The sequence below is a fragment of the Gelidibacter algens genome, from assembly GCF_001678675.1.
GTDB classification, from domain to species: Bacteria; Bacteroidota; Bacteroidia; order Flavobacteriales; family Flavobacteriaceae; genus Gelidibacter; species Gelidibacter algens.
This window is the reverse complement of sequence record NZ_LZRN01000023.1, coordinates 1-23197: the sequence shown is the minus strand read 5'-3', so window position 1 is coordinate 23197 and position 23197 is coordinate 1. Positions and strand designations below refer to the sequence as shown.

22 protein-coding genes are annotated in these 23197 nt (G+C 35.7%); 21 read left to right on the top strand and 1 reads right to left on the bottom strand.

The window, feature by feature from the left end; genetic code table 11:
• Positions 1–67: 67 nt before the first annotated feature.
• From A9996_RS11535 to A9996_RS11445, 19 genes are all read left to right on the top strand, one after another.
• A complete protein-coding gene (locus A9996_RS11535; RefSeq protein ID WP_066434945.1) occupies positions 68–769 on the top strand; it encodes a CPBP family intramembrane glutamic endopeptidase in 702 nt (233 codons plus the stop codon).
• Positions 770–1188: 419 nt separating this feature from the next.
• Positions 1189–1848, top strand: coding sequence for a hypothetical protein (locus A9996_RS11530; RefSeq protein ID WP_066434944.1), 660 nt, complete (start codon positions 1189–1191; stop codon positions 1846–1848).
• 71 nt (positions 1849–1919) lie between these two features.
• Entirely contained in the window at positions 1920–2762 is an 843-nt protein-coding gene (locus A9996_RS11525) for an AraC family transcriptional regulator (protein WP_066434942.1), read from the top strand.
• A gap of 210 nt (positions 2763–2972) precedes the next feature.
• On the top strand, positions 2973–4553 hold the full coding sequence (locus tag A9996_RS11520; RefSeq protein ID WP_083993932.1) for a T9SS type A sorting domain-containing protein: 1581 nt from the start codon (positions 2973–2975) through the stop codon (positions 4551–4553).
• Positions 4554–4660: 107 nt separating this feature from the next.
• Entirely contained in the window at positions 4661–6649 is a 1989-nt protein-coding gene (locus tag A9996_RS11515) for a tetratricopeptide repeat protein (protein ID WP_146608967.1), read from the top strand.
• Between the two features lie 251 nt (positions 6650–6900).
• A complete protein-coding gene (locus tag A9996_RS11510; protein ID WP_146608966.1) occupies positions 6901–8361 on the top strand; it encodes a hypothetical protein in 1461 nt (486 codons plus the stop codon).
• A gap of 92 nt (positions 8362–8453) precedes the next feature.
• The gene (locus A9996_RS11505) at positions 8454–8894 is read left to right on the top strand and encodes a YybH family protein (protein ID WP_066434929.1); all 441 of its coding nucleotides are present in this window, start codon (positions 8454–8456) and stop codon (positions 8892–8894) included.
• A 163-nt stretch (positions 8895–9057) separates the two neighbouring features.
• Positions 9058–9924 carry an AraC family transcriptional regulator gene (locus A9996_RS11500; RefSeq protein ID WP_066434925.1) on the top strand — a complete coding sequence of 289 codons (867 nt, stop codon included), beginning with the start codon at positions 9058–9060 and terminating at the stop codon, positions 9922–9924.
• Between the two features lie 334 nt (positions 9925–10258).
• The gene (locus tag A9996_RS11495; RefSeq protein ID WP_066434922.1) at positions 10259–11017 is read left to right on the top strand and encodes a carboxypeptidase-like regulatory domain-containing protein; all 759 of its coding nucleotides are present in this window, start codon (positions 10259–10261) and stop codon (positions 11015–11017) included.
• Between the two features lie 280 nt (positions 11018–11297).
• Positions 11298–12146: a hypothetical protein gene (locus A9996_RS11490; protein WP_066434919.1), complete on the top strand. Its 849-nt coding sequence runs from the start codon at positions 11298–11300 to the stop codon at positions 12144–12146.
• A gap of 234 nt (positions 12147–12380) precedes the next feature.
• On the top strand, positions 12381–12869 hold the full coding sequence (locus tag A9996_RS11485; RefSeq protein ID WP_066434918.1) for a cupin domain-containing protein: 489 nt from the start codon (positions 12381–12383) through the stop codon (positions 12867–12869).
• A gap of 26 nt (positions 12870–12895) precedes the next feature.
• Positions 12896–13276 carry a hypothetical protein gene (locus A9996_RS11480; protein ID WP_066434916.1) on the top strand — a complete coding sequence of 127 codons (381 nt, stop codon included), beginning with the start codon at positions 12896–12898 and terminating at the stop codon, positions 13274–13276.
• A 134-nt stretch (positions 13277–13410) separates the two neighbouring features.
• Positions 13411–14016, top strand: a complete 606-nt coding sequence (locus tag A9996_RS11475) for a YceI family protein (protein WP_066434912.1) — start codon at positions 13411–13413, stop codon at positions 14014–14016.
• 343 nt (positions 14017–14359) lie between these two features.
• Entirely contained in the window at positions 14360–14755 is a 396-nt protein-coding gene (locus tag A9996_RS11470; protein WP_245905338.1) for a cytochrome c family protein, read from the top strand.
• A gap of 88 nt (positions 14756–14843) precedes the next feature.
• Positions 14844–15392 (top strand): dihydrofolate reductase family protein, encoded by a 549-nt coding sequence (locus A9996_RS11465; protein WP_066434910.1) that lies wholly within the window; start codon positions 14844–14846, stop codon positions 15390–15392.
• Positions 15393–15482: 90 nt separating this feature from the next.
• A complete protein-coding gene (locus A9996_RS11460) occupies positions 15483–16157 on the top strand; it encodes a porin family protein (RefSeq protein WP_066434908.1) in 675 nt (224 codons plus the stop codon).
• Between the two features lie 75 nt (positions 16158–16232).
• Positions 16233–16655 (top strand): ester cyclase, encoded by a 423-nt coding sequence (locus tag A9996_RS11455; protein WP_066434906.1) that lies wholly within the window; start codon positions 16233–16235, stop codon positions 16653–16655.
• A gap of 33 nt (positions 16656–16688) precedes the next feature.
• The gene (locus tag A9996_RS11450; protein WP_083993931.1) at positions 16689–17408 is read left to right on the top strand and encodes a GIN domain-containing protein; all 720 of its coding nucleotides are present in this window, start codon (positions 16689–16691) and stop codon (positions 17406–17408) included.
• A 116-nt stretch (positions 17409–17524) separates the two neighbouring features.
• Complete coding sequence (locus A9996_RS11445; protein ID WP_066434898.1) at positions 17525–18106, top strand: hypothetical protein; 582 nt, start codon at positions 17525–17527, stop codon at positions 18104–18106.
• Between the two features lie 458 nt (positions 18107–18564).
• Here the strand turns inward: A9996_RS11445 and A9996_RS11440 are convergent, their stop codons facing one another.
• Entirely contained in the window at positions 18565–20157 is a 1593-nt protein-coding gene (locus tag A9996_RS11440) for a serine hydrolase (protein ID WP_248912343.1), read from the bottom strand.
• Positions 20158–21052: 895 nt separating this feature from the next.
• Here A9996_RS11440 and A9996_RS11435 point away from each other — a divergent pair.
• Positions 21053–22738 (top strand): T9SS type A sorting domain-containing protein, encoded by a 1686-nt coding sequence (locus A9996_RS11435; RefSeq protein WP_169817252.1) that lies wholly within the window; start codon positions 21053–21055, stop codon positions 22736–22738.
• Between the two features lie 23 nt (positions 22739–22761).
• Complete coding sequence (locus A9996_RS11430; RefSeq protein ID WP_157487213.1) at positions 22762–23178, top strand: hypothetical protein; 417 nt, start codon at positions 22762–22764, stop codon at positions 23176–23178.
• The last annotated feature ends 19 nt before the right edge of the window (positions 23179–23197 follow it).

Below are 23197 nucleotides of genomic sequence, written 5' to 3'. Positions count from 1 at the left end.
CACTTTTATTTTTGACCAAAAAATCTTTAATTTGTCTAAATTTCAAAATTAAAAGCCAGGAACGCTAATGAAGGTATTTCTAAAAAAATCGGAACAATCAAAATTACTGGCATTTGTTCAACTCGTTTTAATTTACGGACTCGTTTTTAACCCTTGGACGACCTTCCCATACACATTCATATTTATCATTATTTGCGTACTTCTAGTAACCTATTGGAACGATAAGGCATTCCATAATATTGGACTTAAAACAAATAGAGGTATTTTAAAAACAATTGGGATGAGCCTATTGATCTTTGTCAGCATAGCGCCCATCATGGACTTTATAATACAACCGCTCGTCAATAAACTAACTGGAGAGATAACAGATTATTCCGCTTTTCAATCAATTGCGCACAACGCCTCAAAATACACGAAGTATCTCTTCTATGTCATCATAAGCGCCTCTATAGGAGAAGAAATTTTGTTCCGTGGCTTTGTTTTCAGACAATTGGAAATAGGTCTGCCTGATTTTAAATATAAAACAGTCGTCATCGTGTTGATGTCCGCTCTGCTTTTCAGTCTTCCGCATATATACCAGGGCTTAAGCGGTTTGATAATGACCTTCATATTCGGTTTAATTTTTGCCATCATCTATATCAAAACAAATTTCAATCTTTGGGTCACCATGATAGTTCATGGTCTTATAGACATCATGTTTTTAACATTGGCCTACTTTGACGGGTTAGGTTATTATGTTCTTGGTAATGACTTGTTTTTTGGGTATTAAGGCCCCCTTTTTACGTCATCCAATAACGCTAATCTTCAACAGCTTCTACATTCACAAATAGTTAGAAATTCAACTTCTTTAAGGTGAATGTAAATCTTGATTTCAATCAAGATTTACAAGAGTCCTATTCATAAAATTTGAAGAAATTTAAACGATAAGCAAACAAAACCATAGACCCTTTCGCAATTTTTATATAATAATTATGCTTCATCAAATGATAGTAAGCATCTTAATCTTTGAAAATCCCTATTCAAATAGGAGCCATAAATTCTTTTAACTGGCGATGTCGCTTTTATACAAGTTATAGTCTTCGATATATAACAATTTTACACCCATAATTTTATATGTATATGAAAAATAAAAAAAAAGCTCTTAAAAAGCAATCTATGCTTTTGTTCACCAAATTCGCATTAAGTTAATTGACGTTAGTATATAGCTGTCAAAAGGATGGTACATCTTCAGATGATGACGGCGGATTGCCTGATTTTGTTTCCGCAAAAGGCTTCGGAAATTCTGATGAAGATCCTGAAGGCACACCTCTTCTATTACCTCCGGGAATTACATTAGATAGTCCAATATATACCTATAATAGATTTGATGAGACTGATTGTGGTGGCCACGCTATGGAAGGTGAGCCAGGAAAAGAAACGTTAGTGCCTTTGTGTTTTGCATTTAAAAATAACACTAACAGCAAAATAAGTGTAGAACTTCCACCAGGGTTGATAGTTGTATCAGATAATAAGGAGGTTCAAAATGGAATTCTTATAGAAAAACTTACCATCGAAGTACCGGAGGGTCAATATTTGTTTTCTCCTATAAAGGCATATTGTTTGAATGACACCAGGAGTATTCCTGGTGTAGGTACAGATTTTAAATACAAAGCAGAAATTGTGACTACTTACCAACCTATGTTAGACCTTCTCCAAAAATTAGATACGAAAAAATTGACTACTGGAAATTTAGAACAAAATGCTGTCATAACAGCTAAAGTTCAAAGTTTGATTTGGAATATTGAAAACAAGGGTAAGTTAGACGCTTATAACCAAGCAGTATTTAATGGACTCGAGGATAAATCTTGAGGTTCAATAAAATCTAGTCACATTTTAACAAATGATTTTTGTGAATTTTTATTGCCCATGTCGTAATTTCTATGAAAGCTGAAATTTTTAAACCAAGTGCTTCTTTGAGCAAGTATATCGATAGCTATATGCTTGTTGATATTGATTGGCATCATACTACTGATGTTGAAAATGTGTGGAGGCTTATTCCGTACGGAAAAGTATCTATGCTGTTTCTTTATGGCGACCCACATGAGTATAGTTTAAAGGGAGTAACCGAATCGATGCAATATACGCGTCGAGCCTTTTTGGTGGGGCAACTTATACAGCCTATATGGTTAAGGTTTACAGGGCATACACGTCTCATTAAAATACAATTTAAATCTTCTGGAGCACAACAATTTCTTCCTGTAAATATGGAAGAGTTCCGTAATGTAGCAAGCCTGGACCTTGAGGCATTATGGGGATGGGATACCGCTGAACTCATCGAGCAATTGGAGGAATCTCTTTCTGATGAAGAACGTATCAGCAAGCTAAATGGTTTTTTAGAGAAGCGCCTATTGCCACAGACAAATCTGATTGATTATGTTGACTATACTATTCAGCATATGAAGTCCCACAACGGAAACCTTTCTATAAAAGGACTAGAGCAGAAACTTGGAATTAGCACAAGACAACTAGAACGGTTATTTCGGTCAAAGATTGGATTATCTCCTAAAGAAATGAGTAAGCTTATTAGACTTAACGCTGCTTTTTCTTCCTTACGAGCGGAGCCAGAAATCTCTCTTACCAAGTTATCCTATGAAGCGGGTTATTACGACCAATCACACTTCTCTAGGGATTTTAAAAATATTGCAGGAATAAGTCCTACGAAGCTTTTTTCAAGAAGCTCACAGGAGCTATTTGTAACGCATGGAGAGTGTTTTGTAAAATAAATCCCCCAATAGCTAACCCTTCAATTAATAATATTCATATTTATTATTTGAGCTAGTGAGGGCATATATGCATCTCTGGTATTTGTCTATTTCATTAAGATAAAAAAAATATAGAAATGATTATACAGTAGAATGAATTTATAAATAGTAAAAAATTGCAAGAAGATAATAGGCGGCTGATATCACGACCATAAAAATAGTTTAAAAAAAATGAAATCAAGAAAAATACTAAATGTCATATGTTTGATTTTTGTAATCAACATGGCGCGTTCCCAATCGTCACATTGGTCAAAGTTGTTTGATACACATTCTACGATGGACTTGGGAAGTAGTATGCCAACAAATGTCATAGTTGATGATGAGAATATTTTGATCCCTGTGGTTGAAAAAGATCATCTAAATTTCTACAAATTAAATGGGAATGGTGAAGTCATTCAAAGTTTGAATACCAACTATGCTTCTGGTCAATTCACCACTATGATATCGCTTGAAGAAAGCTACGCTATAATTTTTGATAATGCCCCCCAAGGACCGGCACCTGTGTACAGATTATTATATCTGAACAAAAATCTTGAAGTCATAGACGAGCATCATTTAGATTTACCGGGGAACACTGCGTTGAGCAGAGTGCTGACGCTATTCAAAATCAACAATCAGCTATATTTTACGGCTAGTGATTATTCCAATGAGACCTATTCATTGCTGTCAGTATCAAATAACAATGAATTGACTTTGAAGTTTTCTGGAGCATTTTCAGTGTCACAAGACAAAGTGGATGTATTGCCAAACGGTAACATTGTTGTGGATTACGAATACGAAAAATTCCACACCCTAAAATGCATAAATCCTTTATCAGGCCTTTTGGTTTGGGAGAAAAACTATGGGATTGGAAATGAGATGGACTTGGGCTATAGAAAATCCATTAATGAGTTAGGTCAAATTTTCCTAGCTCGCCATGTAAGGAAGTGGGATGAAAACAGTCAGCAAAAAGATGGTATTTATTTACAGAAAATTAATTCTGATTCTGGTGATATTATGATGAGTAAGACATTGAATATCGAAAAGGACGGCGCTGTAAGATTAGAGGAGCTTCAGTTTGACAACACCACACAAAGCTTATATATAACTTATTTAAGTTATGCAATTGTTTCTGAAATTGTGTTTTCAAAATTAGACGCCTCATGTAATGTTTTGAATCAGGTGGTGATTCCAGCACCTGACAACAAAAATTCCTCCAGTCCTATTTTTAGAAAATCAAAACTTAAGCTTAAAGGGGATGGCTCCGTTATATTGGTATATAGAAGTTTTAAAAATCCGTTGGAAATGGAGAATTTGAACCTCAACCTGTATTCACCACATTTTGAGTTGGAAAACACAGCAGAATTAAACATTCCCAATAAAAATGGGGATGAGATATGCACGGACATTGAGGTAATGAATGACAAAATTGTCATCAGTGGATTTGTACCAAATACCAATCCCTCTATGTTTTGGGAAAAGATGCAACATTTCGTTGCAATGGTAGACCTCACAGAGAATCTGACACTAAATGGAGTTCAAAATTCAAATGGTGTGTCAATTGAGCCCAATCCAGTAAAAAACACGCTCACGCTAAAATCAGAATACGTCTTTAATGAGCTTACAATTTATAATCAATCCGGACAATGTATGGTCAATTTAAAAAATCCAGGAAAGACAATCGATGTTTCACAGTTGTCATCTGGAGCCTATCTGATTAAAATCATAGGTATTAAGAATAATACAACAACACTCAAATTCATCAAGAGTTGAGGATAGTTCCAAACCGATAAACTTAAGACCAGACTAACATTAAAATACTACAGACAACAATGACGACTGTTTTTTCTTATGCATCACTCTTTAAATCATTAAATTTTTTGACGCTATTTCTAGTGCTATCTTTTAATGTCGATGCCATGGCACAAGGCATAAGCCAGGAGGAGCTCAACAAGAAAATCGCCGAAGCAAAGCAAAAAATGGGACAAGGTGATAAATCGAATGACGAATTTATGAAGCAGATGATGCAGTCGAATGCAGGTGCACAGGCCATGCCGAAAGCCTCATCAACATTAAAAATCCCACCTCTCAATGCAGTTGCAATGTCAAAACTTCCCAAGCATATATTTACAACGACAGAACTCGACGAACATATTGGCGCCATTATTCAAAAGCTTCAGAAGGTAATGAAATCTGAACAATTAAAGTCCGTAGAAGAAGTCATTGAAAAATGTGAAAATGATTCGCTAAAGATGGGAAATACCGGAGTCCTTGTTTTTTATAAAGGGGCAGAAAAAGAAGGTGTTTATCTGGCGGCTTACGCAGCCAAGAGGAATGTAATCGATACGGTGAATGTGGGTAACTTGGCAGGATTGTTAACGGTAAGTAATGAAAGTGTATTAGCAATTCCAATTCTGAAATTTTTATTAAAAAAGCAACCTAAAAACACCATTGTCCTGAACAATCTCGGACAGGCATTCATTAAACTTGGTGCCATAGACAGTGCCCAGGTGTATTTAAATAAATGTTTAAAACAAGATGCTCGTTTTGCTCGTGCAAACACCACCGCAGCACTAATTGCCAAGCAACAAGGTAAAACCGCCAAAGCCATTGAGCTGGTAACCGAATCCTTAAAATATGAAAGTTCTGAAGCAGCAGAACTTTTAGCGGAACAACTGGGCGTAAAAATGAAGCCCGACTTTACGGCAACCACAAAAGGGACTCCCGATTATTTTGATTTATACAAATTTAAATTACCCAAAATTCAAAGAACCACAGATGAATATATGGAGGTGGTTTCCGAACAAAAAAGCTATTTGGAAGGACTGAACGAGTTGGAAAGTGAACTTACAGACTTGTATGCATCCGAACGTGATAAGGGAGCTGATGAATCTGAAATAACAAAAATTAAGAGCATTAACGCAATACATCCAATAACAGCTAGAGCGATGAAAATGCTGATGGCAGAATATACAGCTCCTGATAACATGACCTATCTAGTCAAAGTGAAGGGTGATTATGAAATGTACCTCAATGAACAAAGACAGGCCTTAGAAGCAGATTTGGCCTTACTTTCTAAAACGTATGAAAAACAACTTAAAGATTTGTACGACCAGATGGGAGAAGGTGGCGGAAATGTGTCTGAAAAGATAAAAAATTTGAAGTTGGCATTTTGTAAACAAGAGAACAAAAGAAAGGATGAATACCTGTATAAATGCGCTTCTGCGACAGAGGCCCACAATAAGGCCATATTACATTTTGCAAGAGAGCAGTTTCACTTTCAGAGCAAATGGCATTATTTGGCTGGCTTAAATGAACATTTAGCAAATGCTGCCTATTATCAAGCTGCACTCATTTATGTCGGGCATTTAAAATCGATATATAAGTTTGCAACGGCAGAAGATTCCTGTAGTCAGGATACTATAGCTATTAATAAAGTTAAAATTAACAATCCATTTGAGCGTATTTGCCCTATCGATATAAGTGTAAGTATTGGGTTGGGAGAATTAAAGATGAATTGTAAGAATGCCGCTTTAGGTCTTAACCTAATAGGTATAAAAGCTAAATATACTGAGAACTTTGTTAGTAAAGAATCCACGATTGAAATTGGTGTTGGCACACCCCCGGTAGTCAAAGGAAATGGTTTGGTTGCTGTGAGCGGAGAAATGTCTGCTGTTTTTTACATTACCGTAAATAGCAAAGGAGAAATTAGTGATTGGGGAATGAAACAAACGATTGAAGGAGCAGCGAGTATAGGCGTAGGCGAAATGAGTGTGGGGTCTGAATTTAGTTTAACCGCAAATTACGGAGTGATTTCTGGTTTCAATGCAAGTCCTTCCGTGCCTGCTGGATTATTTACAATGAACTAAACTTTGATGTGATGAACGGATATTTATAAAAAATAAATTATATAGAATTATTTTTTGGGTTCGATGATTTTCAATGAAAAAAAATAGCATATGTTCTTCAAAGTTGTTTTATAGATAAAATCATCAAAATAATCAAGTCGTATTTGTACAATTTTGTTTCACAATGAGTTATGACATTTGTGTTATAACTTTAAATGGCTTTAGGGGTTCTTAATTAACACTCTCAAAAGCAGTTAAAACTAATAATAAAAATGATAAAAGTACATTGTAGATTATTGATACCATTTTTGTTTGGCATGGTCCCACTCCTTTCGAAAAGCCAGACAATTGTAAAAGATACGTTAGACCCTTCATTCGAATGGATCCTCCCAATTATTGACTATCCTTTTATGATAGATGCAGGGCAGGCTGAAGCAAACAGACGAGTTGATGGAAACTCAATGGACAATGGGAATCTCGAATTCCTCGATTTCAGGAAAGGATACCGAAACTTGAGCATGAATCAAAATACCGAGATGGCCAGAAATCTCCATGGTACATTTTATTACGGACATAACATCCTATGGAACAAACTATTGAAGCCCACGACCACAAAACGGTATGTCAAGAATAGGATATTTGCAAATATATCGTCTTTGGCGACCGATTACCTACTTACAAAATTGCCTTATGGATATGCGTACCAGCATGAGGAATTCCATAGAAGTGTCATGGCAGTCAGAGGCATCTATAGTTATGATGAGGTCTGGGAATTTGGCAAGGGTTTTGATATTGCGGTGACGAGGGTCAAAGATGAGGATTTGATCAATCTGAAAAAGGACCATCCTGCCGATCTCGTAAGATTATCAGCAGCTGGCGTAGAAGGTGAATATGCCTATTTTCAAAGAATCAAGGAAGACAACTTTTTTGATGCCGCAGGATATCCATCGGTAGGTCTAATGATATTGGGGACCTTACATGCCGTCAATTATGTAAACTTACCCCTAAAACCACGGTTCAATAGGATTACGGACAGCATCCTTGCCCACGACCAAAATGACATTCTGGCCCGGGATTTTACAGGCTATGATTTTTCTGCATGGGTGTATGATTTGCACAGGCCATATGAACCCTACGAAGACAGGGGGGAATGGCCTGGAGGAATCGGTATAAGGCGTCCAATCAAAGGAAGTGATCTGACGGAGGAGATGAAGGATTTTTTGAGAGAAGCCGGAACAATGCAGTATCTTAATTTTATAAGTCCCTTTATCGTCGGAATAAATCAGTTGCAATTAAATGATAATTTCACATTCAACTTTGCACTAAAAAGTATACCCACCTCATTTGGATACTATTCAGGGGCCGATCTGTACTTGAAAATCAACCAAAGGAAACTGCTATTAAGTCTTGGGGCCAATAGAAGTAAAAATTTGACATTGCCTTCAATTGACCTCGCCTTTTACGACTTCCAACCAAAAAATAATGACCGGCTTAATCTCGATTTTAAACTCGCATTGTGGCTCCAACCGAAAAATCAATATTTTTTTGCAACCAACTCTTCAGGTGGTTTTTCTGCTCTGGTACAACCTAGTTTTCAATTGTCCAAGAATATCAGCATCTATAGCGATTTGCAATACAAAACCAAAGGGTGGCAGTTTGGAAACCCTTACTTGGACAGTAATTTTAGCGCAAGGCTGGGATTAAAGATTCGAACTTTAAATTTTAAGGTGTAGGTCATACGTTTTCAAAAACGGAATGAAAGGAGTTGGTTTTGATTATAGGACTCTAAACTAAAAAATAAATCGAATTTTAAAATCAATGCTATATGAAAAAAAAGCTGATTGCGTTGCTGGTTCTCCTTGTATTACTAAATTCTTGCAATAACGCACAAGAAACAGATAACAGGGAAAAATGGAAACAACAAATTCTTAAGACCGAAGAAAATTTCGAAAAAATGGTGCAATCAAAAGGGATACATAACGCTTTTCTTGCGTTTGCGGATAATGACGCTACACTCATAAGATCCAACAAATTGGTAAAGGGACATAAAGGAATAGATAGTCTATATAAAGAAGAACCGTCTAAAAATTTGAGGTGGAAAGCCGAGTTTGTGAAAGTGTCTAAATCAGGTGATTTGGGTTTTACGTATGGTACATATAGCACAGTTTATAAAGATTCAACAGGGAAGCAGGTAAAAGACTTTGGTGTATTTAGTACCATTTGGAAACGTCAAAAAGACGAAACTTGGAAGTTTATACTCGATTGATAAAACGAAGGTTCAAGAGTAAGAGGCTCTGGATTGGCCTATTTGGTGGCGTGTAAAAGGCTAGCTTTTGAATTGAAAACAAAGCGATGTCGCATTTTTACAATTGATTTTCAGAGCAGTATGATAAATTTGTGTAATTTTATCACGCTTTTTTGTAAATCCTATGAAAGCTGAAACTTTTAAGCCTAGTCCTGCCTTGAGCGCGTATATCGAAAATTATATGCTCTTCGATATTGATTGGCGTAACGTAACAGAGATATCTAATATATGGCGACTCATTCCTTACGGAAAAGTTGCGATGTTTTTCCATTATGGGGATACCTATGAGTATAGTTTTCAAGGCGCATTGGAACCCATGCAACGTGAAAATAGGGCTATTTTGGTGGGTCCTCTCACAAAGCCTGTATGGATGAAATTTACAGGCCACTCCCGTCTTATTAATATACAGTTTAAATCTTGTGGTGCACAGGCATTTGTCCCCATAAATATGGCAGAATTACGTAACTGGCCTAGTCTGGATCTTTTGGCCGTTTGGGGAAGTCCCGTAAACGAATTCTTGGAGCAATTGGAGGAATCCCCGTCCGATACAGATCGAATCATCAAACTAAACAGTTTTTTAGAAAAACGTCTGCTGCCCCAGCCAGACCTAATCGATTACGTCGACTACACCATTCAACAGTTGAAAGCCAACAACGGTACCCTCTCCATTAAAGGACTTGAACAAAAACTCGGAATTAGTACCAGGCAATTGGAACGTCTTTTTCTGGTGAAGATAGGAGTATCACCAAAAAAGATGGGTAAACTTATTAGGCTTAATTCTGCGTTCACCTCGCTACAAACAAATCCAGACATCTCGCTTACCACACTATCCTATGACGCTGGGTATTATGACCAATCTCACTTCTGTAGGGATTTTAAGAGCATTACGGGTACAGAACCCACAAAACTACTTTCTAAAAACACGAACGAATTGTTCATTACACATGGAGGCTCTTTTGTACAGCCAGGCACTACAATTCTCCCATCTTGAATCATAAAATAATTGGATGAACTTAAACTTCTGTTTAGCGGGGATAACGCTCTCTTTTAGACATACACCAGGTCGCTTTTATACAAGTTTAGAGTTCTAAAGGTTGAGATATTTGTCCCGTGAATCAAAATAATTAAATAGTTTGACAAGAAGGGGATAGAATCGTTATTGGACACGCATCAATTGCTAATCTTGCCATTTCCAAAAGTTGATGGTAACAAAAACTACCCATCAACTAAAAGGGTTATTGTCAAAAAAGCGAGTTTAAAATCAAATTTAACATGTATTCTTTCAATTAAAAATAAGTAACATATATCATCTTAATCAATAACACATGAAATCAAATACAATTAAAAACCTCCAAATGAGAACAAATACCTTACTTTATACGGCAATTTTTATGTTTTCTATCTTTAATTTTTCTTGCGAAAGTAGTTCCGTTGAAAACAATTCCACTAATGGCTATGCAACAGGATTAATTACAGATACCAATGGTCAACCAATCGCTGGGGTTGAGGTAGCAATTGAAAACACACTTGTAGGTTACCATTCCACTGCAAATGGTGTTACCGACACTAATGGTCGTTACAAAATACAATTAGCAACCGTAGGCACCTACCATGCTTCTGCCTATCTCAATAAACAATTTAACGGAAAACAATACAAACTTGAGCTTCATTGTGACCAAAATGATGCTTTTGGTAACGAAGGAGCGGTACGGAACTTTCAATGGAAATTATCGGGTGCCAAACCAATAGCAATAGATGGATTCTATGGTGCGACTTTGGAACTTTATAATGAACCAGGCTACTACATAGACGAGAATGATATCATCGTGACCTTAACTCCAGTGGGGTCACTGATAGACGGCTCTACGGGAAACACCCTAGTGAGTAGCCCAGTGGTCACAAGTTATTCTGTTGTTAATGACATTCCTTTGGGCACCTATACGGTTTCGGCAACTTATAATGGAACATCTTTAAAGCTAAAAAAATTGGATTCCAATCAAGCGTATGGTGAAACTTCCAACATTGAGTTTGAGCAAGAAATCAGTACAGGAACTCCTTTAGCCAGACTTTCATATAATCAATAATCATTACCAATACTTAAAAAAAGCAATACTAAAAAAAGTCACTGCTTTTTTTTTGCTTGTCTAGTCAGGCCAATAAGACCCAATTGAGGAATTTAAACCCTTTGCAGGGTAAAAATTAGCACATATGTTCTAAAATTCGTAGGCTTAAAAAATCAATAATTCAATAGGAATTGGTAAATTTAGGTAGGCGCTTTTTTATAGGTTTAGAAATCAAAAAGTTATAATATTTTCGTGGTGAGAAAAATAATGAGGAGCCAAGTACACGTTTAATTCTTAAGATATGAAAAAAAATATAAAGACCATGGTTGCCATTATAGTAGTAGTATTGAACTATGGTTGCGCTCCTCAAAAATCAACTTCGCAATTGTCACAAGAACAACCACAAGTCATTAAACTCGAACGTTTCCGTAAAGCGCTATGGAAGGTACATGTAACCGTCCAAGGAAAATCCGGTAATTTTCTTTTGGATACCGGAGGTGGAATTACCATGCTTTCAGAGGATTTTTCTAGAGATATGGAGTGTACGTTTTGGGGACGTACCACGGGTTACAACATGTTTGGAACCAGAGGTGATGGCGCACATTGCGATAGTATTAAAATCAAAGCAAGCAATGCAATCTTGGCTCCTGCCAACGTCGGAAAAATCGATTTTGGAGACCGCTTTTCCGGGGACATTACACCTGATGGTTTGTTATCTCTGGATGCTTTTGATGGGAAGGCCATTACAATAAACCCGACATCGGGAACACTGACCATTGAAACTTCAGAAAGTCTTGCTTCTAGAACGAACGATATGATAGAATTTCCTATGCGAGTTTCAAGAGAATGTTCAGGGAGATGTTTTAGTGTGTTCATTGGGGTCAACACAAAGAATGGGATGACCTGGTTGCTTCTCGACTCTGGGGCGGGTGGTGTATCACTGATTTCAAAGGAGTATGCCCAAGTTTTTGGTCTGGACCCAAATCTAGAAGAGCAACAACTTAAGTATGATTTAGCAAACGAACTCACAATAGACAGTCCTGTTGTAGTAACAGATATGATTATGGATGGTAATCTGGGGCAACCTTTCCTTAGTAAGTATATCATAACCATGGATCTCTTAAATAGCCGCCTTTGGCTTAAAAACTAGTATAGAAAAGATCAACCTCACCTTGGTACGTCCTACTGCCCTCTCCAAACAGTAGGTTTCAAACATTCATTCAATCAGGAACTCACTTAAATTGTGGGCAAAAATTATGTCTGTGTATTCTGTATATCAATTAGGTAAAAGAATCAATCAAAATAAAAAGTAGGTCGTTTTTTTACAAGTTTAGGATATTTAGAGTTAGGATATTTGACTTATAATTCAAAATAAATTAAATCGATGGAAACATTAAAAGGAATGCTTGGTATGGGCAGTGCTGATGCCATAAGAAGCTATCAGGGAGGATATTTCAAAATCCTGATCTCGCCAGAGCAAACTAGTGGGAATATGGCACTGATAGACATGACGCTACCAAGGGGGGTGGAACCGCCTATGCATGTACATACTCGTGAAGACGAAACATTTTATATCCTAAAAGGAAACATGACGTTTGTCATTGGAGAGACGGTTACAAAGGGAGTTGTTGGAGATGCTGTGTTTGCGCCACGACAGGTACCACATCATTTTGTGATTGAGTCGGAGAGCGCCCGATTCCTTACGCTTATCACTCCTGGTCAATTTGTAGAATACTTCTTAGAGTTTAGTGTTCCAGCAGATGATGAAGTGAAACTTATGCCGCCACAAGGACCGCCACCTACTGAAATCATTGAATATATGATCTCTCAACTCAAAGAGAAGTACGGCGTCTTGAATAGCGATTTTCACTGAATAATTAATTACGAATCCCCACAGTCATGAAACGAGTTGTTCTCTTTAAAAACACCGATTTTAGTGTGCACTTAAACCAGATTATGGAACATCACTCTGTCGATTGTGCAAGGGCAATACTTAAAACTGGATATCGAACAATACCGCTGGATGCTAATGCGACTGAAGTGTTGGTCGGATATTTGCAAATAATGAGAGCCTACCTCTCAAATGCAAAGGAAACAGTGCCGCAGGTACCAGTTTTATTTGAACAGGTGGCTGCTCATTTGGAGCAGCAGCTAAAGTATAATGGTAGAAGCACTGCAGAATATGCAGATATTAAAACACTCATACAACAAGTGGGGTGTTTACATGACTGGGCAACCAAAAGGGTCTCAATCTCCATGGCCAGTAAAACCTTAATTTAGAAATGAGCCATTTAGAACAGTCCGCTGACAAGTAATCTGCTTATTATAAAACCGGAAATCAATATGGTCGGGAGTAAAAAAGCCTTTCAACCAAAAACTTTAAATTAATAATTAAACCTTAAAAAAGAAAAATCATGAAAAGAACATTTTTTAAAATTTTAGCATTGATTGTAGTAATAAATTTGACCAGTTGTGGGGATGATGATGATATCAGCTCAAATAGCTACAAATTGCAAGAAGCGAGCTCAAAAATCGAGTGGAAAGGATACAGCCCAGTCCTGTTTCATGTGGGATCCTTTTCCGTTAAAGGAGAAGATATAGAGGTGATAGATGGTAGGCTTTTCAGTGGTACTTTCACAATCCCAATCGTGTCCATACAGAATTTCGACCTGCCAGAAGAGGTCAAACCAGAACTGTTAAATCATCTCAAAAGTGCAGACTTTTTCAATTTGGCTGTGCATCCTAATGCAAAATTTATAATAACGAAAGTAGAACCAAGCACTAATCCTGCCGCAGAAACCAATTATATCATTACAGGTAATTTTACCATGTTGGGGCAAACACACCCCATTAGCTTCCCTGCACTCATTATATTGGAAGGTAACAACCTAAAGCTGGACTCTGTTTTCGAAATAGATCGTACTAAATGGGGCATGAACTATGCAGCAGACCCAGAGTTAGGCGAACACCACATCTTGCCTGGTGTAGATATTAAACTGGATATTTTGGCGAAGAAATAATCCAAAAAGAAGTATGAAAATTTCAAAACAAATACGTTTTCATTTTCTTGATGTAGTTGTGCAGAGAATCGGTTTGTGAAACGGCTTTTTTAAATACAATACGGGTTTGAAACCACAATAAATAGTAGGATCTCTCAAAAATCTGTCGGATAATAGAAACTATAAAATAAATGAAATGAAAAAAAATATTATAAAGTTGACAATGTTAGTGTTTTTTGGATTATTCGGATGTAATGATGCCAAAACGGAATACGAAGTTAAAATCAATCTTCAAGATTAAATTGATGAAGGCGAAAAACTAGTCATAATTACGGGGTGCAATGATTGCCATTCACCTAAAATCATGACAGAAAGAGGCCCGATACCCGACCCTAACAGATTATTGTCGGGACATAATGCAGAAGAGATATTGGCACCCTATGATTTGGCAACCGCAAAAGCGTATGTTCTGTTTAATATGAATAATACCGCCACTATAGGCCCCTGGGGAACATCATTTTCCGCAAATTTAACACCTGACGACACAGGCATTGGAACCTGGTCTGAAGAGCAATTTTTAATAGCGATCAAACACGGAAAATATAAAGGCCTTGAAGGAAGCCGACCATTGTTACCACCCATGCCTTGGCAAGCATATGCCCAAATGCCAGATAAAGATATAAAGGCAATTTTCGCGTATTTAAAAAGCATCAAACCGGTCGAGAATTTAGTTCCTCAAGCGATTCCTCCTGTGTTATAAGCCTGCGCAAAAATGAGTAGAATCTGTAATAGAGCAAATTTCCAATCGTCTTTAATTTTATAGATCCTTTGAAATAAAATATTTGAATATGAAAATAAAGAGGAACAACAGAAAATTGATTCTATATATAAGTATGAGTCTGGATGGATACATTGCCACAATCGATGATGATCTTTCTTGGCTTTCTGTCGTAGAAAAGGAAGGAGAAGATTATGGCTATGCTGAATTCAACAGAACGGTGGATACTTATATTGTCGGAAGAATAACGTATGAAACTGTACTCCGATTAACAGGAGGGGTCTTTCCGCCTGCCCAACACCATCAATGCTATGTGCTTACCAGGCAAGAAGTGCAAAGTGAAAATGGAATAATTTTCTACAATGGAGATATTGAAGACTTAATAAATCGATTGAAAAGTGACACTGGCAAAAATATCTATTGTGATGGTGGAGGGCAAATTGTAAAGCTTTTGATGGAAAAGAATCTAATTGATGAATATAGAGTGTCCGTAATTCCAATCCTTCTTGGACATGGGAAAAAACTTTTTAATGGAGGAACACCAATAATCAATCTGAAAGCTTTACCAAGCAAACAATTCGAATCTGGGCTTATTCATCTGCGATATGAAAAGAATTGAAAAACGGCTACAAACAAAAATTAAAAATTATTTTTTTAATAATCAAAACAAATAAAGCAATCATCAAAATTCAATAATCAATAAACGAATATGAAATCAAAAATTAGAATAGCAATTATCTCATCAATAATTAGTGTATCGACCGCCTCGTTACAGGCTCAAATTAAGTTTGGAGCACAGGCACATGGGGCATTAAACAAATCCTCTTTTGTAATAGAAGGCGAATCTCCCGACAAAGAATGGAAATTGGGCTATGGGATTGGTGCTTTTGCCGAAATTCCAATAATGAATAGTCTTTCCCTACGTCCCTCTCTAAACTATCTGCAAAAAGGAGGTAAAATGAATCACGACTTTTCTGTGGAAGGAATTCCCGGTAAACAAAAGGCAGAAATTAAACTTGAATATTTAGAAATGCCCATTCTTCTTATCTATAACATTGGCAAAGAATCAAGTAAGTATTACGTGGGTGCAGGTCCTTCATTCGGATATGGAATTTCTGGCAAAGCAGAGACAAATCTAATCGTGGAAGGCAGTTCAGAAACAGTGTATTACAAACCATTTACGGATATAGAAGATGGCGGGCTTGGATTTAAGAAATTTGATTTTAGCTTGAATGCGGTAATCGGTATGCGTGTGTTAGAAAGGGGCATGATACAATTAGGATATTTGCATGGGCTATCCAATATTGAAAACACAGATGAATATAAGGATAACAAATTTAAAAACAGAAGTGTGATGGTCACTTTAGGATATTGCTTTTACTAAAATAGAATCTTTTATTCGATTTAGAACCTGAACCATATCCCCTGTATAGCACATTTAAACTTAAAACCAAAACAAATGGAACATTCAAAAATAATTTCAAGCTTTATTGAGGAAATTTGGAATCATAGAAATTTTAATAGATTAAATGACTTCTTGCATCCCGAATTTATAGATTATTCTCTGCCTAATTCGCTGTCACCCGACAAAGAAGGTCTTAAGAATTGGATTGTTGCCACTGGAGAGTCCTTTGAACACATGACTTTTATAGAAGATCATATCACTGAAGGGAAAAAATGTGGTTTAAGAATAAAAATGAACTTAAAACATATCGGGATGTGGCGTGATATGGAGGCAACAGGTGTCGAAGTGAGTGTGGAAGGGTTTCGATTTTTCGAAATAAGGGAGGACAAAATTGTTAGTCATTGGGCGCTAATTGATGGACAGAAGATAGAGAATAATTTAAAAAAGATGTCTTCTAGCTGTAAAATCGGATCTTAAATACTATAAATAAATAACTCTAAAAAATTAAATATGAAAACACAAGCAATACTACTTTCACTAATCATGTTTATGGTCCTATTGTTCTCCTGTTCAGAAGACACCATTACGGCTTCTGACGAGGTCACCTCTAAAAATTATGAATATAACGATTATACGGCTTTAGAAATTAATGACAATTTCAAGGTGTTTTTAACTTTTTCCGATACCGAGGAGAATTTTGAGGTAAAGGCTAATACCAACCTTCACCAATATATCAAAATAACCCAATCCGGTAACAAAATTACGGTAAAACTGGATGGAGTGGGCCAAATTAGAGGGAATGAAATCTTACAAATTTACATCACAACTCAAGAGATAACAGATATAAACCTCAAAGGAAATACAAATTTGACGGTAGAGGAATTGGTCAATCCCACTAATGTCAACATAGAACTTACTGGCAATTGCTTCCTCTCTGGTTCCGTAAATATAGAACAGATGAACTTAAAGGCAACTGGTAATTGTATGATTGATTTATCTGGAAATGTCGGTTCATTGGATGCAAAACTTGTTGGCAACTGCCAACTGACCGATTATTATTTGACGATAGACGCCTTGAAAATTAATCTTTCGGGAAATAGCAACGCACAACTAACGGTCGATACTTCGATTTCTATTGACGGCAGCGGAAATAGCATTTTATACTATAAAGGCAATCCTTCAATTATTCATCAAAATCTCTCTTCAAACTCTAAATTGATAAGAAATTAAACAGAAATATGTTTGAGCGCCTTCCGATACGATTAGAATAAATATCAAAAGGAAAGGCGCTCATTACAGTTTGATACCTATTCAATCTTTCTACCCTCATATCATACAAATTAAAGATGAAATCAAAAAAATCTCTGATTAATTTTGATGACTCTGGATATTACTTTAGTGTGCTCATTGGACTTGTGATTTTAGCCTTCTTGCTAACATATTTTTCAAGTTTTTACAATGAGAGCCCTGATTTTGTGTTTTATTTTCATCTCCATTCTGCGATGACGATAACTTGGATATTCATGCTCATTCTTCAACCTGTTTTAGTAAAGAAAAAGAGGTTCTATGCACATAGACTAATCAGCCTATTGTCCTATTTGATATTTCCATATCTAATAATGTCTTTCATATTATTGGCACATAACAGTCACTCTTTAAATGAAGAAAATTTAGATATTTCATTATTTATACCCTTTAAAGACCTTGTGATTTTGATTATTTCTTTTAGTATAGCCATTAGATACCGCAAACAAACTGAAATTCATACAAGAGGAATGATTGCAACTGGAATAGCATTTATCGAGCCTGTATTGACTAGAATAATAAATTATACCATTGTTCCAACCCTTATCGCGTATTTTTTTGATGATTATTGTTTTGTATTCATTTCTTCTTCTAATGATATTCAAAGAAAGGAATCAAGATAAAGGAAGATGGTTGTTACCATTGATTTTGGGATTATATATTAGTGCTCATTTCATAGTTGTATTTAAAATTCACTTTGGTGCGTGGGAATCTGCTTCAAAATGGTTCATCGCCCTGCCTCTTACATAAATGAATATTATTCAATGGTTTCCCATATTAGTATCACCATACATTTATAAATCTTTACATGTTCGGATTTTCTCTTTATAAAGAATTTGGAAATCATGTGCGTGAAAGATTCATTCGGTTTGGAAAATGAAGTGAACTTAGTTCATCTTAAAAATTATGTAATTCCTGTGTACTATGTAGTGGATTTTTAAGTTCCCCAAAACTATAACTATGTTCTAATTAATCGTACATATGATAAAGCCGTCTCAATTAATTTTTAAGCGGCTTTATTCCTTTATGATTTGAAATATTCAATGAAATTATAAGATGGAGTTCATTGATTTTTGAGCGTCTATTTTATTTTTTTACCAGCAATGTTTCTTCCATTTTGAGTGAGAACCAAATCAGTGACATTGCCATCATTATCTTTATTAAAATGTAATTGAGCTTCCACAACCTTAATAAAAAATGAATCTTCTTTTTCTGCATACAGCTCAAATGATGGTTGGCCAGTGAGTTGTCCGAAGATCTGGTTATCTTTTGTTGTGATTTCCAGAATCATGTCAGGTGCAAGTTCATATTGACCAGTATAGTCTACTAAAGTTTCTGATGATAATATGATTTCGGTTTTTACTGCAGGAGGTTTTCTGTCAGTTTGGATGCCTAAAAAAGCATTTCCATTTCTTTTAAAATTCACTTCTTTCTTTCCGTTTCTTTCAGAGAATGAATAGGACTGTGTGCCGCTTTCAAATATGAAGTCAGTGGGTGTCATTGGGTATAATTCAAATTTCATACTGCCTTCCTTTTGACTGTAGAGTTGACCTTTGTCCATTGTTATGAAACGAATAGTCCCATCTTCAAATTTATAACTTCCAACCCATTTTGTAAGTTCATTTTCTGATAGTTTTATGGCATTCTTTTTATCCGGATAAGGTTTTCCTATAACTATTGAGGCAATACGTGCTGTGACTCCAGAGATGTCTTTACAGTCACAATTGGTAAGACCAGTGACAAATATTTCTTGTTCCGGAATATATATTCCCATGGTGGTATAGCCAAATATACCACCACCGTGTTCGATACTTTTTGAACCATTGATGTCTCCTTCTTCCAGACCAAAACCATAAGAAATATGCGTACCATCATTTAGGGTACTGCCATTAGCGGCTTTTATATAACTTTCTTCTGTAATTAAAGTATTCGTATTAAGTGCATTTTGCCATTTTAGCAAATCTCCAGTGGTGGACATTATAGCACCTGCCGCATAAGGAACACTCATACTCAAATAATCAGCATTTTCATATCCATTTTCAATTTCCGAATATCCTAAAGCGCGATTGGCGATAATACGCTTTCTACTACCAAAACTGGTTGAGGTCATGTCCAACGGTTTGAAAATTTGGCTTTCTATAAAATTAGAATAACTGTCCCCAGTAATATTCTCAATAATATATCCTAGCAAAATATAACCAGAATTGTTGTACTGGTACTTTTCCCCAGGCGCAAAATCCATAGGTTCGTTTTTGAAGGTGTCAATCAACTCTTTCGGAGAGATATCCACTTTTGCACGAGTTCTGAAATTTGCCATCCCTGTGTAGCTTTTAATTCCCGAAGTATGATTTAATAAATGTTGAATGGTTATTTTCTTATTTTGTGTGGGATAATCGGGAATGTATTTAGTGATGTCATCTTCAAGATTGAGTTTGCCGTCTTCGCCTAGCATTAAAATGGAAACAGCGGTGAATTGTTTGGTCATTGAACCAATCTCAAACACATGATTTATGCTCATTGGGATGTTTGATTCCATATTTGCCATTCCAAATGCTTTTTGATAGATGGGTTTGCCTTTTTTTGCAATTAAAAATGAGAATCCAGGCCCGTTGGAAGGATATTCGGCCTTTAAGTAAGCATCTATTTCCTTAAGGTAGCTTTGAGCAGATGCCAAAGGAAAGTTTAATAATACAAAGGATATGATTACAATTGATTTTATTAATTGTTTTTGATTTCATAATAGTTGATTTTGATTGATAAAATTTTTAATGTGCTGTTAAGACGATTAGAGATAAATTAAGTTACAAGAAATTACTTTTTTACAATAATGCTGCGTAACCGTTTCCAAAATGATTTATCTAATTAATTTTAGATTACTTAATATAAAACATTAATACTTCATCTTTGTGCAAAAGATGTGAATGTGTAGTTAACTGATGTGTGGAGGTTTTATTTTGAAGTAAGACGAGATGCAAATTGCAATAAACCTACACAATTATTATTGTATAGTGTTTTGTATTGGTTGCAACATCGCACATTGAAATAGTAGAATGAATTTTCGTCCAACCGATTATTCTTTTAAGAATTTAATTTTTGAATGGATACATTATGGCGATGCGTTTTGATTTTTTGTGGATTTGCAAACTAAAATCATTAAAGAGAATAGCTACAACAAACGATTAGATTTCGGATATTTAGCTTTCAAAGTGTTTAGAAATTAAATTCCATGGTTTTTATTTAAAGGACTATTCCTTTGATTAGCCAAAATTTGGAGTAATTCATCTACAAAATAACCTCGAATTAGTTCACTAAAAATAATCTTTTATTTCAATTAAACTATTAAAGAATTTATCTGAATTTTTTGTAGGGAAAGTCAAGAAATAGGATTTGGTTTTGCCAATGAATGTATGTGTGAATAACAAAGTTGAGATTTTATTTCCTTAAGCATTGATAATTGCAGGAGGTAAAATATTAGTAAAAAAAATAGGTCTCATTGCTTCCAATGATACGATTTGATAGACCTATTCATGTTTATTTGCAATTATTAATTTTTAAAAAATAAGATGATTATGAAAAATTATTTACTATCAATTTTATTTATTGCATTAAATGGCTCCATATACTCCCAGACGCTGACCTGGGGTAAAAGTTTTGGAGGAAGCGGTGAAGACGTTCTAAAATCACTACATGTAGATATTGACGGCAATATATATACCACAGGCTTTTTTAATGAAACTGCAGATTTCGATATGGGTGAAAACGAGTTTAACTTAACTTCCGAAGGAGATTTGCAGGACGTCTTTGTTCAAAAAGTGGATACGGATGGCAATTTTCTTTGGGCTAAACGTTTCGGAAGTGCAGGTAACGACACTGGAATGAGCATCACAACCGACCTGCTCGGGAACGTTTATATTGGTGGCACTTACGAAGGTAGCGTTGATTTTGACCCTAGTAGTGAAGAATTTATTCTAAATTCAATAGGTGACTTGGACATTTTTGTAGTGAAACTAAATGCGAATGGAGACTTTCTTTGGGCTAAAAGTATGGGCAGCGAGTTTTATGAAGATATTGTGGAAATTAAAATGTCCGATTCTGGTTCGCTGATTTTAATGGGATATTTCTCGGAAAATTTTGATGCAGATCCAGGTGTTGCCGAGCAAATTTTTAATAGTCAAGGTTCTTTTGACATATTTCTTATAGAATTGAATCAATCTGGAGAGCTAATAAAGGCTAAAAGTTATGGAGGCAACGGTTTTGATTTAGGCATGGACATGAAAATTACATCGAATGGATTTATTCTGATTACCGGAATATTTAAAGGAACTATAGATTTAGATCCAAGTGAAACGGAAGAATATTTTTTAACCTCCACAGGCGGTAATAATTCTGGCTACACGCTTGTGTTGGATGGTGATATGAACTTTTTAAATGCTCACAGTACTAATGGTGGAAGAGTGAACTTTAGAGCTGTGAGTGTGACTCAAGATGGCAGTATCTACGTTACTGGAGATATGCAGGATGCTGTCAATTTTGGGTCTGTGAACGGAGCTGATATCATTTTAGATTCGCCATTTGCCCCAAATGCTTTTGTTATGAAATTAGATTTTAACGCAAACTTGCAGTGGGTGCTGAAAGTTAATGCTGAAGAACCTGTTTTCGGATTATCTGTCGTTGCTAATGCAGATCAGGTTTTTATTTCTGGGTTTTATGAGAATCTTACAGATTTTAATCCCTCTGAAACAGCGGAATTCAATTTGGAAGTGGAATCATTGAACGCTACGGATGCATTTTTGGCTATTTACAGTTCCAATGGTGAGTTTGTCAATGCCGTAAATTTTGGTGGTGTAGATTTTATTGACACTCACAGAATGGAAATCGACATTCATGGTGATTTAATTCTTGGTGCTCATTACGGATATAATATCGATATAGATCCAAGCCCTGAAAATGTAATAGAAATGACTGCTGTTGACTGGAGAGATTCATATATTCTCAAATTTGGTTTGGAAAATTTGGGAATTGGAGAAGAGGTTTTGAATACTTTTAGTGTGTACCCAAATCCAACTGATGATATGGTATTTATTAAAGGTTTGAATCTATATAATACTCCCTACATGATTTTCGATATGTTAGGAAGAGAAGTAAAAAGCGGAAAAGTATCAAATGACCAAGGCATTTCATTTCCAGAGTTATCTAAAGGAGCTTACACGCTCATAATCGATAAAATAAATAAATTCAAAGTGATTAAAAATTAACAAATTCTTATAAAAGTGGTAATTTGAAATCTACAGATTATGTTCTAATTTTCGAAGATGGAAATATGGACACGGTGTGTAGATTTCATTCTTATTTCGGGTATGTCAATTCTCGGACTGATTATCTTTTTTCTTATAAAATCCAGAACACAACAGTCAAAGAAACTACTGATAGCCTTCTTTGCAAGCGCGATATTTTTTCTGCTTTACTATTATGGATATGTACACAAAATAAGGTTTATTGGGCGATTGCTCTTTTTTTTGGTAAATGGCCAAGGATATCTGTTGGGACCTTTTCTCCTATTTTATCTAAAATCATTGATATTGCCAAAGGAAAAAATCTTTCCCTCTTTGTTTTACCATCTTATTCCGTTTTTTTGGATTTTGTTTTTCTCTCTGTACCCCTTTCAATGCGTTTGGGATTAAGATATTTTTCTTAACTATATTAGTTCACTATTG

Bases quoted from the DNA above. Each gene is read 5' to 3' on its own strand.
- A9996_RS11535 (WP_066434945.1), top strand. From the start codon at position 68: ATGAAGGTATTTCTAAAAAAATCGGAACAATCAAAATTACTGGCATTT.
- A9996_RS11525 (WP_066434942.1), top strand. From the start codon at position 1,920: ATGAAAGCTGAAATTTTTAAACCAAGTGCTTCTTTGAGCAAGTATATC.
- A9996_RS11520 (WP_083993932.1), top strand. From the start codon at position 2,973: ATGAAATCAAGAAAAATACTAAATGTCATATGTTTGATTTTTGTAATC.
- A9996_RS11510 (WP_146608966.1), top strand. From the start codon at position 6,901: ATGATAAAAGTACATTGTAGATTATTGATACCATTTTTGTTTGGCATG.
- A9996_RS11505 (WP_066434929.1), top strand. From the start codon at position 8,454: ATGAAAAAAAAGCTGATTGCGTTGCTGGTTCTCCTTGTATTACTAAAT.
- A9996_RS11500 (WP_066434925.1), top strand. From the start codon at position 9,058: ATGAAAGCTGAAACTTTTAAGCCTAGTCCTGCCTTGAGCGCGTATATC.
- A9996_RS11495 (WP_066434922.1), top strand. From the start codon at position 10,259: ATGAAATCAAATACAATTAAAAACCTCCAAATGAGAACAAATACCTTA.
- A9996_RS11490 (WP_066434919.1), top strand. From the start codon at position 11,298: ATGAAAAAAAATATAAAGACCATGGTTGCCATTATAGTAGTAGTATTG.
- A9996_RS11485 (WP_066434918.1), top strand. From the start codon at position 12,381: ATGGAAACATTAAAAGGAATGCTTGGTATGGGCAGTGCTGATGCCATA.
- A9996_RS11480 (WP_066434916.1), top strand. From the start codon at position 12,896: ATGAAACGAGTTGTTCTCTTTAAAAACACCGATTTTAGTGTGCACTTA.
- A9996_RS11475 (WP_066434912.1), top strand. From the start codon at position 13,411: ATGAAAAGAACATTTTTTAAAATTTTAGCATTGATTGTAGTAATAAAT.
- A9996_RS11470 (WP_245905338.1), top strand. From the start codon at position 14,360: ATGACAGAAAGAGGCCCGATACCCGACCCTAACAGATTATTGTCGGGA.
- A9996_RS11465 (WP_066434910.1), top strand. From the start codon at position 14,844: ATGAAAATAAAGAGGAACAACAGAAAATTGATTCTATATATAAGTATG.
- A9996_RS11460 (WP_066434908.1), top strand. From the start codon at position 15,483: ATGAAATCAAAAATTAGAATAGCAATTATCTCATCAATAATTAGTGTA.
- A9996_RS11455 (WP_066434906.1), top strand. From the start codon at position 16,233: ATGGAACATTCAAAAATAATTTCAAGCTTTATTGAGGAAATTTGGAAT.
- A9996_RS11450 (WP_083993931.1), top strand. From the start codon at position 16,689: ATGAAAACACAAGCAATACTACTTTCACTAATCATGTTTATGGTCCTA.
- A9996_RS11445 (WP_066434898.1), top strand. From the start codon at position 17,525: ATGAAATCAAAAAAATCTCTGATTAATTTTGATGACTCTGGATATTAC.
- A9996_RS11435 (WP_169817252.1), top strand. From the start codon at position 21,053: ATGAAAAATTATTTACTATCAATTTTATTTATTGCATTAAATGGCTCC.